General features: G+C 60.7%; 12 protein-coding genes and 1 tRNA gene. 6 read left to right on the plus strand and 7 right to left on the minus strand.

Annotated elements, in window-relative coordinates; genetic code table 11:
- Positions 1 to 36: 36 nt before the first annotated feature.
- The 3 genes from DWW03_RS01990 to groES all read right to left on the minus strand — a co-directional run bounded on the left by DWW03_RS01990 (position 37) and on the right by groES (position 3,139).
- Positions 37 to 951 (minus strand): DMT family transporter, encoded by a 915-nt coding sequence (locus DWW03_RS01990; protein WP_015547379.1) that lies wholly within the window; start codon positions 949 to 951, stop codon positions 37 to 39.
- Between the two features lie 271 nt (positions 952 to 1,222).
- Positions 1,223 to 2,854 (minus strand): chaperonin GroEL, encoded by a 1,632-nt coding sequence (gene groL, locus DWW03_RS01995; protein WP_022062261.1) that lies wholly within the window; start codon positions 2,852 to 2,854, stop codon positions 1,223 to 1,225.
- A 15-nt stretch (positions 2,855 to 2,869) separates the two neighbouring features.
- Positions 2,870 to 3,139 (minus strand): co-chaperone GroES, encoded by a 270-nt coding sequence (groES, locus tag DWW03_RS02000; RefSeq protein WP_022062262.1) that lies wholly within the window; start codon positions 3,137 to 3,139, stop codon positions 2,870 to 2,872.
- A gap of 232 nt (positions 3,140 to 3,371) precedes the next feature.
- Between groES and DWW03_RS02005 the strand changes: the two genes are divergently transcribed.
- Positions 3,372 to 3,447: transfer RNA gene (locus tag DWW03_RS02005), tRNA-His, on the plus strand.
- A 183-nt stretch (positions 3,448 to 3,630) separates the two neighbouring features.
- Here DWW03_RS02005 and eno read toward each other — a convergent pair.
- A complete protein-coding gene (gene eno / locus DWW03_RS02010) occupies positions 3,631 to 4,932 on the minus strand; it encodes a phosphopyruvate hydratase (RefSeq protein ID WP_015547377.1) in 1,302 nt (433 codons plus the stop codon).
- 201 nt (positions 4,933 to 5,133) lie between these two features.
- On the opposite strand from eno, the gene DWW03_RS02015 reads away from it, so the two are divergent.
- The 3 genes from DWW03_RS02015 (at position 5,134) to DWW03_RS02025 (ending at position 7,722) form a co-directional block, all read left to right on the plus strand.
- Entirely contained in the window at positions 5,134 to 6,318 is a 1,185-nt protein-coding gene (locus tag DWW03_RS02015) for a hypothetical protein (protein ID WP_015547376.1), read from the plus strand.
- A 14-nt stretch (positions 6,319 to 6,332) separates the two neighbouring features.
- On the plus strand, positions 6,333 to 6,983 hold the full coding sequence (locus DWW03_RS02020) for a porin family protein (protein ID WP_022062263.1): 651 nt from the start codon (positions 6,333 to 6,335) through the stop codon (positions 6,981 to 6,983).
- 136 nt (positions 6,984 to 7,119) lie between these two features.
- Positions 7,120 to 7,722 carry an outer membrane beta-barrel protein gene (locus DWW03_RS02025; protein ID WP_118406191.1) on the plus strand — a complete coding sequence of 201 codons (603 nt, stop codon included), beginning with the start codon at positions 7,120 to 7,122 and terminating at the stop codon, positions 7,720 to 7,722.
- A gap of 67 nt (positions 7,723 to 7,789) precedes the next feature.
- Here the strand turns inward: DWW03_RS02025 and DWW03_RS02030 are convergent, their stop codons facing one another.
- Positions 7,790 to 9,001, minus strand: coding sequence for an S-adenosylmethionine:tRNA ribosyltransferase-isomerase (locus DWW03_RS02030; protein ID WP_022062265.1), 1,212 nt, complete (start codon positions 8,999 to 9,001; stop codon positions 7,790 to 7,792).
- An 81-nt stretch (positions 9,002 to 9,082) separates the two neighbouring features.
- On the opposite strand from DWW03_RS02030, the gene nadB reads away from it, so the two are divergent.
- Together nadB and DWW03_RS02040 are read left to right on the plus strand one after the other, a co-directional pair.
- Positions 9,083 to 10,639 (plus strand): L-aspartate oxidase, encoded by a 1,557-nt coding sequence (nadB, locus tag DWW03_RS02035; RefSeq protein ID WP_019151483.1) that lies wholly within the window; start codon positions 9,083 to 9,085, stop codon positions 10,637 to 10,639.
- 3 nt (positions 10,640 to 10,642) lie between these two features.
- Positions 10,643 to 12,226: a peptide chain release factor 3 gene (locus DWW03_RS02040; RefSeq protein ID WP_015547371.1), complete on the plus strand. Its 1,584-nt coding sequence runs from the start codon at positions 10,643 to 10,645 to the stop codon at positions 12,224 to 12,226.
- A gap of 71 nt (positions 12,227 to 12,297) precedes the next feature.
- Here DWW03_RS02040 and DWW03_RS02045 read toward each other — a convergent pair whose 3' ends face one another.
- Positions 12,298 to 13,011, minus strand: coding sequence for a pirin family protein (locus DWW03_RS02045; protein WP_015547370.1), 714 nt, complete (start codon positions 13,009 to 13,011; stop codon positions 12,298 to 12,300).
- A gap of 59 nt (positions 13,012 to 13,070) precedes the next feature.
- A complete protein-coding gene (locus DWW03_RS02050) occupies positions 13,071 to 15,170 on the minus strand; it encodes a KamA family radical SAM protein (protein WP_022062267.1) in 2,100 nt (699 codons plus the stop codon).
- Positions 15,171 to 15,178 lie beyond the last annotated feature (8 nt).

Here is a 15,178-nt window from a genome sequence, read left to right on the forward strand (position 1 = left end):
ACGGACCGTTCCTTTCGGGGGACGGTCCGTTTTGCGTCAATGCCGGCGCAGCCGCCACCGTTGCACGATCGTCTCGCCCCGGAAGTAGATGACCAGCGAACTGACGATGACCGCCATGCCCGCCACGGTGCTAAAATCGGGGTATTCGCCGGGCAGCATGATCCAGCTCAGCACGGCTCCCAGGACAGGATTGATCAAACGGCACATATTGATGTCGCTGACCTTCGTGCCCTCGGTGCGCAGGGCCATGAACCAGAAACTGAAGGCGAAGACCGAGATGAAGACCAGCACGCCGAGACTCGCATAAAACCCGACGGGCTTGGCCCAGAAGGGGTGGAAACCCTCCGCCGCGATGCCCACGCCGTAAATCAGCAGGCCGCCGAAAAACATCTGCACGGCATTCAGGAAGATCGGATCGACCTTGCCCTTGTCCTCCGAAACCGAAATCGCGGAATAGCCCTGGAACAGGATGCAGGCCAGCAGCAGGACGATACCCCCGATGCCGCGCCAGTCGAGCGGCGAACCGTCGCTGCCCGTGCCGACGATCAGCAGCAGTCCCGCGAGGCTCACCGCAAGACTCACGACCTTGTAACGGTTCAGGCGGTCGTTGCTGGCCACGAGGTGCGCCAGCAGCACGTTGATCAGCGGCGTGAGGCCCATGACGATCGAGCTGATGGCCCCGCTGACGAAATCGACTCCGAAATAGAAGGCCGTATAGCCCATGAACATATTGATCAGGATCAGGTTGCCGAAAAGCCGCCGGTGCTGCATGATCTCGCGCCACATGCCGCGATGCCAGGTGTAGGCGAAGAGAATGATTCCGACAACGGTGAAGCGCAGGCCCGCGAAATTCATCGGCGAGAAATCGTAGCTCAACCCCTGCTTGATGAACGGATTGACAATCGCCCACAATACCGAGGCCAGCACGGCGTAGAGTATTCCTTTTTTCATAACGTGCATCTTTCCGCCGCAAAGGTACGAAAAACGGCCGGCAAAACGAAACCGGTCCGGGCAAATGGACGGGCCGGTCCGGGAGCAGGCCGTGCATTCGCCGGAACGGCGCAGATGCCGGATACCGCGTCCCGGTCCGGGCGGATTCTGATTTTAAGCCGGATCCGTCCGGGCATCGTGAAGAACGGGACGAACGGATAGTACTTGAGGTACATTCCATTCGCCCCGTTCGAGAGATGTGCGGAAATATCCGCTTATAAATGGGAATCCGTTACATCATGCCGCCCATACCGCCTGCGGGCATCGCCGGCACGGCGGGAGCGTCGGACTTCTTCTCGGCCAGCACGCACTCCGTGGTGAGGAACATCGAGGCGATCGACGCGGCGTTCTCCAGCGCTACGCGCGACACCTTCGTCGGGTCGATGATACCGGCTTTCAGCAGGTCCTCGTACTTGTCGTCGCGGGCGTTGTAACCGAAGGCGTCCTTGCCCTCCTTCACCTTGTTGACGACCACCGAGCCTTCGCCGCCGGCGTTCTCGACGATCTGGCGGAGCGGCTCCTCGATGGCGCGTTTCACGATCTGGATACCCGTCGTCTGGTCCTCGTTCTGGCCCTTCAGGCCTTCGAGAGCCGCCGTGGCACGGATGTAAGCCACGCCGCCGCCCGGAACGATACCTTCCTCGACAGCTGCGCGCGTTGCGGCCAGCGCGTCGTCGACACGGTCCTTCTTCTCCTTCATCTCGACCTCCGTGGCGGCTCCGACGTAGAGCACGGCGACACCGCCGGCCAGCTTGGCCAGACGCTCCTGCAACTTCTCCTTGTCATAGTCCGACGTAGCCTTGTCGATCGACGAGCGGATCTGGGCCACACGGGCTGCGATCTCCTCCTTCTTGCCGGCGCCGTCGACGATGGTGGTGTTCTCCTTGTTGAGCGTCACCTTGTCGGCCGAACCCAGCATCTCCAGCGTCGTATCCTCGATCTTCATGCCCTTGTCGGCCGAGATCACGGTCGCACCCGTCAGGACGGCGATGTCTTCGAGCATCTCCTTGCGGCGGTCACCGAAGCCCGGAGCCTTGCAGGCGGCGATCTTCAGCGTGCCGCGGAGTTTGTTGACAACCAGCGCCGAAAGGGCCTCGCCGTCGACATCCTCGGCGATGATCAGCAGCGCACGGCCGCTCTGGGCCACCGGCTCCAGCACGCCCATCAGCTCCTTCATCGTCGAAACCTTCTTGTCCGTGATCAGGATATAGGGCTTTTCGAGCTGGGCCTCCATCTTTTCCGTGTCGGTGATGAAGTAAGCCGAAATGTAACCGCGGTCGAACTGCATGCCCTCGACCACCTCGACATGGGTCTCGGTTCCCTTGGCCTCCTCGACGGTGATGACACCCTCGTTGTTGACCTTGGCCATCGCCTCGGCGATCAGCTTACCGATCGTCTCGTCGTTGTTGGCCGAAATGGTGGCCACCTGCTCGATCTTGGCGAAATCCGAGCCGACCTCCTGGCTCTGCTTCCGCAGCGACTCCACGACCGTCGCAACGGCCTTGTCGATACCGCGTTTCAGGTCCATCGGGTTGGCTCCGGCCGTCACGTTCTTCAGACCGACGCCGATGATCGACTGCGCCAGCACGGTTGCGGTGGTCGTACCGTCGCCCGCATCGTCGTTGGTCTTCGAAGCGACCTCGCGGACCATCTGGGCGCCCATGTTGGCGAAAGCGTCCTCCAGTTCCACCTCCTTGGCCACCGTCACACCGTCCTTGGTGATCTGCGGAGCGCCGAATTTCTTGTCGATGATCACGTTGCGGCCTTTGGGACCGAGCGTTACCTTAACGGCGTTCGACAGCGCGTCGACACCCTCCTTGAGCAGTTCGCGCGCCTCTACGTTATATTTAATATCCTTTGCCATGACTATTTATCGAATTTAGATGATTGCCAAAATATCGTTCTGTTTCATAATGAGGTAGTCCACGCCGTCGACCTGGATTTCCTGACCGGCATACTTGCCGTAGAGCACCTGGTCGCCCTCCTTGACCTCCATCTTGACCTCCGAGGTTCCGGGACCTACTGCAACGACTTTGCCTGCCAGCGGTTTCTCCTTTGCCGTGTCGGGGATGATCAATCCGCCGGCCGTCTTCTCCTCCGCGGGATTCGGGAGAATCAGCACGCGGTCCGATAATGGTTTTACGTTCATAGCTTTGTGTTTTAAATTTGTTTGATATAATATGTTTCATTCGCTTTCGCAACCTCTATCCCATCAATAGATGTGCCAACCGTTTTTTGGCAGATTTTGCGTGACAAACGAGCAGAGGCGACTGCCATTTTGTCATTTCCGCCATTTCCGGACGATTTTTCAGCCGTTTTTTTTGCACGGACCGAAAAATCGTATTACATTTGCATCCCGATACGACGAACTCGTATCACACGGTGGATGTAGCTCAGTCGGTTAGAGCGTCGGATTGTGGTTCCGAAGGTCGAGGGTTCGAGCCCCTTCTTCCACCCGAAAAGGTCTTCTTGCGAAGACCTTTTTTCGTTGGCATGTGCAGACAGTTCAATTGGCCGACACGGAACATGCGATACGAATCCGTCGGGCGACATCGCCTCCGCGCTCCGGTTCCCGGGGCTGCATCATAAAAAAACCGGACGCCTCGCGGCATCCGGTTCTCTTTATATTCCGGCAGCAAATTACTTGCGGTAGATCTTCGTGTAGCCGTAGATAGCCTCGTCGCCGAGTTCCTCCTCGATGCGGAGCAGCTGGTTGTACTTGGCCATACGGTCCGAACGCGAAGCCGAACCGGTCTTGATCTGACCCGAGTTCGTAGCCACGGCGATGTCGGCGATGGTCGAATCCTCGGTCTCGCCCGAACGGTGCGACGTCACCGACGTATAGCCGGCGCGGTGAGCCATCTCGATGGCGTCGAGCGTCTCGGTCAGCGTACCGATCTGGTTTACCTTGATCAGGATCGAGTTGGCGCAGCCCATTTCGATACCCTTCTTCAGGAAGTCCACGTTGGTGACGAACAGGTCGTCGCCCACGAGCTGGCACTTGTCGCCGATCTCGGCGGTCAGCATCTGCCAGCCTTCCCAGTCGTTCTCCGACATGCCGTCCTCGATCGAGTCGATGGGGTATTTGGCGACGAGTCCCTTCAGGTACTCCACCTGCTCCTTCGACGTACGCTTGGCGCCCTTCTCGCCCTCGAACTTGGTGTAGTCGTAAACGCCGTCCTTGTAGAACTCCGACGAAGCGCAGTCCATGCCGATCGACACGTCGCCGCCCTCGCACTTGCGGCCGGGCTTGTAGCCGGCCATCTTGATGGCCTCGATGATCGACTCGATGGCATCCTCCGTGCCGTTGAGCGCGGGAGCGAAACCACCCTCGTCGCCTACGGCCGTCGAGAGGTTACGGTTGTGGAGCACCTTCTTCAGGTTGTGGAACACCTCGGCGCCCATGCGGATGCCCTCCTTGAACGAAGGAGCGCCCACGGGACGGATCATAAACTCCTGGAATGCGATCGGAGCGTCCGAGTGCGAACCGCCGTTGATGATGTTCATCATCGGAACGGGCAGCGTCTTGGCGTTCGCGCCGCCGATATAGCGATAGAGCGGCATGCCGAAATAGTCGGCGGCAGCGCGGGCAACGGCCAGCGACACGCCGAGGATGGCGTTTGCGCCGAGCTTCGACTTGGTGGGGGTTCCGTCGAGGGCGATCATGGCCTTGTCGATGCCCACCTGGTCGGCTACGTTCATGCCGATGACGGCCGGAGCGATCACTTCGTTAACGTTCTTCACGGCGTTCAGGACGCCTTTGCCCAGGTAACGGCTCTTGTCGCCGTCACGAAGCTCAAGGGCCTCGTTCTCGCCCGTCGACGCTCCGCTCGGAACGGCAGCGCGGCCGAATGCGCCCGATACGGTACGAACTTCGACCTCGATGGTCGGATTGCCTCGCGAGTCGAGGATTTCCCTTGCGTGAATCTCTACAATCTGCATAGTTGTAATAATTTGAATTTTATGGTGTTTGAATGCTAATTCCCTGAATCGGCACGGCAAAGGTACAAAATAATTGTGAATTGCAGTTTCATTATTGTTATTTTTTTCACGACAACAGCATTCGTTTCCGCGGATTTTTCTACAAATATCGTATCTTTGTGCCGCGGCACAGACGCATAACCTGTAAACGACTTTCAATCAATGCGAAAAGTTCTTTCGTTCTCGCTCTTTCTGATGCTGGGCCTCGTCGCCTCGCAGCTGCTTCCCGGCGCACTCGGCACGGCCTATCCGGGTTTCAAGGCGACTGCCGACACCCTGCTCTACATCTGCCTGGGATTCATTATGATCAACGTCGGACGGGAGTTCGAAATCGACAAGTCGCGCTGGCGCTCCTACACCGCCGATTACTTCATCGCCATGGCCACCGCAGCGCTGCCGTGGCTGCTGATCGTCCTCTACTATATTTTCGTACTGCTGCCCTCCGACCTCTGGACCGACTCCGCGGCGTGGAAGGAGAATCTGCTGCTGAGCCGTTTCGCGGCCCCGACCTCGGCCGGTATCCTCTTCACGATGCTCGCCGCGTTAAGCCTGAAAAACAGTTGGATATACCGTAAGATCCAGGTGCTGGCTATCTTCGACGACCTGGACACCATCCTGCTGATGATCCCGCTGCAAATCCTGATGATCGGCCTCAAATGGCAGATGTTCGCCATCGTGGGCGTGGTCGTCGTACTGCTTATCGCAGGCTGGCGGTGGCAGGCGCGGTGGAACGTCCGGCAGGACTGGAAACGCATCCTGGGGCTTTCGGCGGTGGTCTGCGCCCTGACACAGGCGCTCTACATCGTCACCGCGCGGTGGTACGGACCAGAAAACAGCATACACATCGAGGTGCTGCTTCCGGCCTTCGTGATCGGCATGCTGATGAAGCACAGGGAGATCGACACCCCGACCGAACGCCGCGCCGCAACGGGCATCTCGTTCCTGTTCATGCTGCTTGTCGGCATGAGCATGCCGCTCGTGACGGGCGCTTCGGCGGCAGACGCCGCCGCGGCCGCCACCTCCATCACGGCGTCGCAGCCGATGATGCCGTGGGGCGTGCTGATCCTGCACGTCGTGGCCGTTTCGGCGCTCTCGAACATCGGGAAGCTGGTCCCGGTCTTCTTCTACCGCGACCGGAAACTGAGCGAGCGGCTCGCACTCTCGATCGGCATGTTCACCCGCGGCGAGGTGGGCGCGGGCGTCATCTTCATCGCCCTGGGATACAGCCTCGGCGGCCCGGCGCTGATCATCTCGGTGCTGACGCTGGTGCTGAACCTGATCCTCACGGGCGGCTTCGTCGTCTGGGTCAAGAAACTGGCCCTGAAAAGCTGCACACCCGAAGCATAATTTCATCGACCTCCATGAAAAGATACGCATTCATCCTGCTCGTCCTGCTGTCGGCGGGAGCCGTCCGGGCGCAGCGGTATGAGAAGAACATCCTGGGCGTCCGCGCCGGCGTCAACGTGTCGACCTGCGACATCTCGATCGAAGACGTGCGGATAAACACCGGTTCGCGCGCGGGATTCCACTTCGCCGTGACGGACCAGATCCTGCTCCACCGCAGCCTGCCCCTCTACCTCGAAACGGGCATCGGCTTTTCGAGCCGCGGCGGCAGGGCCGCCGCTGAAATCTACGGCGACATCTACAACATGACCATGCGTCCGTTCTACATGCAGGCCCCCCTGCTCGTCAACTACCATTTCCACATCCGGGATCTCCTCACGATCCAGCCCTTCGCGGGCATATACGGCGGCGTGGGCATCCGGGGCGCGATGAAGACCGAATACGGCAACGAGGATATGTTCAGCGCCCCGGGCTTCCTCTCCCGCATGGATTTCGGCGTGCGCGCGGGCGCCGGGTTCGTCATCAGACGCATCTACCTGGGCATAAGCTACGACATCGGCTGCCGCGACCTGTTCCGGGGCGGCGAATTCTTCGGCTACGCACTCCAGCCCGAAAGCGCCGAAATACGCAACAACTGCCTGACCGTAAACATCGGTTACAATTTCTGACATCCGACAGCTATCCAGCTAAAGCAAAAGCATTTACGGATATTTTTTTTCATTATCCGTAAAAAATTTCGGGGGGGGGATTTTTCGAAAAAATTATCCTATATTTGCCACGTATACAAACCCAAACCCATTCATTATGAAAAAAGTATTGCTTATCATGGCCGCCATCCTGCTGGCAAATGCCGTTTCGGCGCAAAACTACGAAAAGAACATCCTGGGCGTCCGCGCCGGACTGAACCTGTCGAGCTACTCGATTTCGGCCGGAGGTGCGTCCATCAGCACCGACTCGCGGGCCTCGTTCCACGTCGCCGTGACCGATCAGATCCTGCTTTGCAACAAACTGCCCTTCTACCTCGAAACCGGGCTTGCCTTCTCGAGCCGCGGCGGCAAGGTCGACGGCGTGAGCTTCCGCCCCTCCTACCTGCAAATCCCCGTGCTGGTGAACTACCACTTCAACATCAAGGACATCGTTACGATCCAACCCTTCGCAGGTCTTTACTACGGGCTCGGCATCGGCGGCAAAGTGAAGGTCGGCGACGAGAAGGGCGACATCTTCGGAGACGAAGGCGGGTTGAAACGTTCCGACCTGGGCGTGCGTCTGGGCGCCGGCGTCGTCTGGAAACGCATTTACTTCGGGCTGGGCTACGACATCGGCTGCCTGAATCTGGTCAAGGAGAGCGACGGCGAGGGCACGATGCGCAACAACTGCTTCACGATCAGCGTCGGATACAATTTCTAATCCGCCCCTGCGCCAATAAAAAAGGGACGTCCTCGTCGGGCGTCCCTTTTCCGTTCCGCATAAACGGTCATTCCCGCAGCAGCACCGACGAATCGCCGTAGCTCAAAAAGCGGAAGCCGTGGCCGAGGGCGTAGTCGTAAATCCGCCGCCACCCGTCGCCCACAAAGGCCGAAACCAGCAGCAGCAGCGTCGATTTGGGCTGGTGGAAATTGGTGACGATATTGTGCACGATGCGGAACTCGTAGTCCAGCGGCGTGATCATAATCTGCGTCGAGGCTTTCAGCCGGTCCAGCCCCTCGCGCTCCATATACCCCGACAACTCCTGCAACGCCTCGCGGCCCGAAAACTCCGCGGGAATGTCGTACAGCTCCCACTGCCCCACGACCCGCCCGGCATCGGGCGTCCCGGCCGTGCGGATGCGCCACGCAAGGGCCGCAAGCGATTCCAGAGTACGCACCGAGGTGGTTCCCACGGCGGTGATATGCCCCCACTTCTCCAGCAGGCGGACCACCGTCGCACGGCGCACCTCGAAATGCTCGGTGTGCATCGGATGCCGCGCGGCGTCCTCGTCCTTGACGGGCAGGAACGTGCCCGCCCCGACATGGAGCGTCACCTCCTCGAAGGCGAATCCGCGCACCTTCATCTCCCCGATCAGCTCGGGCGTGAAATGCAGCCCGGCGGTCGGTGCGGCCACCGAACCTTCGAACTTCGAATAGACCGTCTGGTAGCGCGTGTTGTCGATCTCCTCGCTCTCGCGGTTCAGGTAGGGCGGAATCGGAATCCGCCCGAGGTATTCGAGCAGCTGCCCGAAGGTCATCGGGGCCGTCCACTCGAAACGCACGACGCACTCGCGGCCGTGGTCCTCGACGATCCATGCACGAAGGTGCTCGGCGCAGCCCCCGCGTTCGAAATTGATCTCCACGTACCCCTCTTTCCACTTCTTGCGGTTGCCCACGATGCACGACCATGTGCAGCCGCCCGTGACGGCGAACGCCCGCTCGTAGTCGGCCGGGTCGTGCGGCTCGAGACAGAAGACCTCGATGCGCGCCCCGGAGAGCTTGTGCATGACGATCCGCGCCCGGATCACCTTCGTGTTGTTGAAAACCAGCAGCTCCCCGGCCGGCAGCACGTCGCCGATGTCGGCGAAACGCTTTTCCGCGATTTCTCCGCCGCGCCAGACGAGCAGCTTCGAGGCGCTGCGCTCGGCGAGCGGGAATTTGGCGATCCGCTCGTCCGGAAGGTCGTAATCGAAGCGGCTGATGTCGATATGTCGTTCCATATTTTGCCCGAAATTATGCGGCAAAGTTACTATTTTTTGTAACTTTGCGGCGCTGCAAGGCAATAGAAAAAGGAAAAACCCATGAAAACCGACTTTCTGGTTATCGGTTCCGGCGCCGCGGGCCTTTCGTTCGCGCTGAAAGCCGCAGCCCACGGACACGTTACGATCGTCACCAAGGGCGCGATCGAAGAGTGCAACACCAATTATGCACAAGGCGGCATCTGCTCGGTAACGTACGCTCCCGACACATTCGAGAAACACATCCGCGACACGCTGGTCTGCGGCGCAGGCAAATGCGACGAGAAGGCCGTGGAACTGGTCGTGCGGCGGGCCCCGGAACTGATCGCCGACCTCATAGCCTGGGGCACGCGTTTCGACAAGACCCCCGACGGGCGTTTCGAGCTCAACCGCGAAGGCGGACACTCGGAGCACCGCATCCTCCACCACGAGGACCTCACGGGAGCCGAGATCGAACGGGCGCTCGTGCAGTCGGTGAGGGAGCATCCGAACATCACGGTTCTCGAACGCCACTTCGCCATCGACCTGCTGACGCAGCACCATCTGGGCGAATTCGTCACGCGCCACACGCGCGGACTGGCCTCGTTCGGGGCCTACGTCCTGAATCTCGACACCAACGAGATCGAGACCATGCTTTCGAAATTCACCGTCGTGGCCACGGGCGGCTGCGGCAACGTCTACTCCACGACCTCGAACCCCGTGGTCGCCACGGGCGACGGCATCGCCATGTGCCACCGCGCCAAGGCGATGACCGAGAACATGGAGTTCATCCAGTTCCACCCCACGACGCTCTACAACCCCGGCGAGAAGCCCAACTTCCTGATCACCGAAGCCATGCGCGGCTTCGGGGCCATCCTGCGGCTGCCCGACGGCAAGGAGTTCATGGACAAATACCACCCGATGAAATCCCTCGCGCCGCGCGACGTGGTGGCCCGCGCCATCTACCGCGAGATGACCAAACGGGGTTCCGACTTCGTCTACCTCGACGTGACGCACAAGGACCCCGAGGCCGTGAAGAGCCATTTCCCGAACATCTATGAAAAATGCCGCTCGATCGGCATCGACATCACCAAAGACTGGATTCCCGTGACCCCTGCGGCGCACTACTGCTGCGGCGGCGTGAAGGTCGACACCAACGGCGAAACCTCCGTGAAACGGCTCTACGCGCTGGGCGAGACCTCGTGCACGGGGCTGCACGGCGCCAACCGTCTGGCCTCGAACTCGCTGATCGAAGCGGTGGTCTACGCCGACCAGGCCGCGCGCCACACGGCGTCGCTGCTGGAGAAAGTCGATTTTCAGGAGGGCATTCCCGACTGGGATTTCGAAGGCACGCAGCACACCGAGGAGATGCTGATGATCATCCAGTCGAAGCGCGAGATGCAGACGATCATGTCCAACTACGTGGGCATCGTGCGGTCGAACCTCTCGCTCAAGCGCGCCATGCACCGGCTGGAAATTCTCTGGCAGGAGACCGAGGAACTTTACAACAAGACCAAGCCCAACCGCGAACTGTGCGAGCTGCGGAACATGATCGCCATCGCCTACCTGGTCATCAAGCAGGGCCGCGAGATCAAGGAGTCCGTAGGCTGCCACTACAACGCCGATTACCCGAAAGAATAACGCATGACACAACAGGAAGAGATAACCCGGCGGCGGACCTTCGCCGTCATCGCCCACCCCGACGCGGGCAAAACCACCCTTACGGAAAAACTGCTGCTGTTCGGCGGCGCCATCCACGTGGCCGGAGCCGTCAAGAGCAACAAGATCAAGAAGGGCGCCACGTCCGACTTCATGGAGATCGAACGCCAGCGAGGCATCTCGGTGGCCACGGCCGTGATGGGATTCGAATACCGGGGCTGCAAGATCAACATCCTCGACACCCCGGGCCACGAGGATTTCGCCGAGGACACCTACCGCACGCTGACGGCCGTCGACTCGGTGATCATCGTCATCGACGGCGCCAAGGGCGTCGAGGCCCAGACCCGCAAGCTGATGGAGGTCTGCCGCATGCGCCAAACCCCCGTGATCGTCTTCATCAACAAGCTCGACCGCCCGTCGAAAGAGCCGTTCGACCTGCTGGACGAGGTGGAGAAGGAACTGCATATCCGCGTGCGGCCGCTGGCCTTCCCGATCTCGAACGGACCCACGTTCAAGGGCGTCTACAACCTTTACGAGAAGAACCTCTCGCTCTTCACGTCGGACGAAAAGCTCACGGCCGACGCCTCGACGGCCGAAATCTCGGACCTCGCCTCGCAGGAACTCGAAGGCTACATCGGCGAGAAGTTCGCCGCCCAGCTGCGTTCCGACGTGGAACTGGTCGAGGGCGTCTACGACCAGTTCGACCGCGACGCCTACCTGCGGGGCGAACTGGCCCCGGTGTTCTTCGGCTCGGCGGTGAACAATTTCGGCGTGCGCGAACTGCTCGAATGCTTCGTGCGCATCGCCCCTTCGCCGCGCCCGGCGCCGACCGAAACCCGGCAGGTGGAGCCTGCGGAGCCGAAAATGACCGGCTTCGTCTTCAAGATCCACGCCAACATGGACCCCAACCACCGCGACCGCATCGCGTTCCTGAAGATCTGTTCCGGCACGTTCGAACGGAATAGGAACTACCTCCACGTACGCAGCGGCAAGCAGTTGAAATTCTCCTCCCCGACGGCCTTCATGGCCGAGAAAAAGTCGGTGATCGACTTCGCCTATCCGGGCGACATCGTGGGTCTGCACGACACGGGGAACTTCAAGATCGGCGACACCTTCACCGAAGGCGAGAAGCTCCGCTTCACCGGAATTCCGTCGTTCGCCCCCGAGCAGTTCCGCTACATCGAGAACGCCGACCCGCTGAAATTCAAGCAACTGGCCAAAGGCATCGACCAGCTGATGGACGAGGGCGTGGCGCAGCTGTTCACAAGCTCGCTCAACGGCCGCAAGATCATCGGCACGGTGGGCGCGCTCCAGTTCGAGGTCATCCAGTACCGTCTGGAGCACGAGTACAACGCCGCGTGCCGCTGGGAGCCGATCTCGATCTACAAGGCCTGCTGGATCGACAGCGACAACGCCGCGCAGTTGGCCGACTTCAAGCGCCGCAAGCACACCAACATGGCCGTGGACAAGCACGGCCGCGACGTTTTCCTCGCCGACACCAGCTACGGGCTGGCTCTCGCGCAGGAGAACTTCAAGGATATCCGCTTCCACTTCACCTCGGAGTTTTAGGACGCCGCCTGACACTAAAAAACCGCCGGAGCATTCGACTCCGGCGGTTTTTCACATCAGGCTGCCGCACATCAGATCATCGGGACCTCGATGACCAGCAGCCGTGCGTTTTCGGAAGCGCGGATCAGAAAATCGTCGGCGTCCGATATGCCCATGCCGTCACGGGGACCGAGCGGTTCGCCCGCGACCTCGGCCGTGCCTTCGATCACGAAAACATAGGCCCCGTTGCCGTGAAGATTCATGCGATACCGGGCTTCCCGCCCGGCGTCGAGGTCGAGCGTATGGAACCATGCCGTCTGGTGAATCCATCCCACGTGTTCCCCGCCGCGGCCTTCGGGAGCCACGATCAGCCGGAACTCGTTGCGCTTCGCGGGCGCGAGTTCGATCTGGTTGTAACGGGGCGTATGGCCCTCGGCGTCGGTGATGACCCAGATCTGCAGGAACTTCACCGGCTCCTCGCGGCTGGCGTTCATCTCGCTGTGCGTGATGCCCGTACCGGCGGTCATCACCTGCAATTCGCCCGGCTTGAGGAGCTGCATGTTGCCCATGCTGTCGCCGTGCCTCAAGGCGCCCGAGAGAACGAGCGAAACGATCTCCATATTCTCGTGGGGATGCGTTCCGAACCCCTCGCCCGGGGCCACGGTATCGTCGTTGAGCACGCGCAGGGCGCCGAAATGAATCCGCCCGGGATCGTAGTATCCGGCGAAGCTGAAAGTATGGTGGGTCCGGAGCCAGCCGTGATCGGCATACCCGCGGGTCGCGGCTCTGTGAATCGTCTTTTTCATAATTTGCATTCATTCAATAATCATTGAATACAAACGCAAATCATATGCCGGTTATTGCGTCACTCCAACTCCAGGTTGCTCACCCGGTCGGTCGTCGCGAACCCGAAATCGGGATAGACGTAAAGCCCGAAACGCGGCTCGGTCTCGCCGTGCGTATAGGCCCAGATCGAAGCGTAGTCCTCGGGGTCCTCGCCCATCTTGCCCAGCTGGCGCAGGTAGGCGGCCAGCGACTTGTTCTCGACGATGAAGATTTCGCCCATACTGTCGATGATCGGGCTGTGGCGGCGCGTCCGGTCGTGGTCGAAACGCAGCAGACGCTTGCCCTCGGCCGTGATGCCCACCAGCCGGAACGACATGCTCTTGCCGATGGCCGGAAGGTTCAGCACGCTGCGGTCCGTGGCCAGAAACGGCAGGTGGTGACGACGCATGAAGCAGCGGATTTTCGCAGCCGTATCCGTCCCGTCAGCCAGCAAATCGTCGAGTTCGGCCGCCTGCTCCGGAGTGAGCCGCCCGTAAACCTTCTCCTCGACCTGCTCCTGCATCGAGCGGCTGTTGGGGGTGAAAACGGCGTAATTCTCCTGAAACCCCTTGACCGAGAAGGTGTAGTAGCAGACCACACCGAGCGAATTTAGCACCTGGCGCAGGCGTGTGGTGTGCCCGCGGCGCGAAGCGGCCACGGTGTAGACCAGCTGGTTGGTGATGAGCCACCCCGCCGAAAGGATCTTCCGGATGGCCTCCTCGGCTTCGGGCGTCACTTCGAGCGGCGTCTGGAAATGGGTCTGGATGATGAACTGCTTCACGCCGACGGCCGAGGCCTTCTCGCGGAATTCGCGGAGGATTTCGACCAGTTCATCGTTGACGCGCATCGGCAGATAGGCCGGCAGGCGCGACCCGAGGCGCACACGCTGCAATTCGGCGTACTTCTCCCCGTCGGGGCGTCGGGCATTGGCCCGGCGCTTGCGGCCGGCCATGCGGCAGACCGCTTCGAGAATGTTACGCAGGGTTTTGTTCTGGCTCATCAGGGCGTCGCCGCCCGTGATGAGGATGTCGCGCAGCTGGGTGTCCTCCTCGAAATAATTCATCAGGCGGCGCAGCTTGTGGTCCCAGCTCTCCTTGGGGCGCAGGGTCTCGAATTCGAAATTGAGGCGTTCGCTCTGGAAGTCGTACATGCGCTGGCACGAGGCGCACAGCCCGCCGCAGGCGCGGCCCATCGTGTCGGGAATCAGGATCGCCACCTCCGGGTAACGGCGGTGGATGTTGTGTCCGTCGGGCAGCAGCCACCCGGCGGCATTGGGTCGTCCGGCCTCGACGACGTCCTCGCGCTCCCAGGCGCGGATCTGCCCGTAGGTTTCGACCAGCTGCGGCGAATAAAGAATGTAACTGCGGATGGCGGCATCGTCGTAGCCGCCGCCCGTGACGTCGAGCAGCGAAAGGTAATAGGGCGTGGCGAAGAAGGGCATTCCCTTCTTGCGGGCCTTCGAGAGCAGATACATCGTCTCCGACGAGAGCGAGCCAGCCAGAAAGCGGTTCAGTTCCGAGGGGCTTTTCACGGCCATCGCCAGCTGGAAGCGGAAATCGCCCCACCAGGCGGCCACCTGCCGGTACTTCTCCTCGTAGGTCATGCCGTCGGCGAACTGGAAGCGCGACGGAACCTTCGACTTGCGGTTCCCGATCTTCTGGATCAGCAGGTGGAGCATCCGTTCGCGGTTGTCGGCGCGGATGGCCCGCACCCCGTCGTCCTGTCCCGAGAGCCAGCGTTCGGTGCGGCTGCGCACGCGCCGGGGCGAAGGCAGCGGAATCTCCGGAGCATCCAGCAGGCGGAAGAGATGGTACAGATCGACGAACAGGTCGGAAGGCATTTCGGGGTTTTCGAGCCTTCCGGTAAGAAACTGCCACAGCAGCGTGAGGGTCCTGACTTCCAGCTGCCGGTCGGTGGATAATTCGCGGACGCTGCGTCCGTCGTAGTCGATCAACAGTCGAATCTGCTCCGCCGCTTCGCCTTCCGCCGCCCGGTGTGCGTCCACGAACTCCCGGAGGCCCATGCGAAACCGTTCGCCGTCGCCGCTGGCGTCGGCAAGGGCCGCAAGGCCGGGAAACTCCTGACGATAAAGCAGTACGAGTTGGGAAAGGGTCAGTGCAAGCATTTTCTTTTGTTTCATAAGCATTG

The sequence above is a fragment of the Alistipes sp. AF14-19 genome (assembly GCF_003461645.1).
In the GTDB taxonomy this organism is placed as follows: domain Bacteria; phylum Bacteroidota; class Bacteroidia; order Bacteroidales; family Rikenellaceae; genus Alistipes; species Alistipes shahii.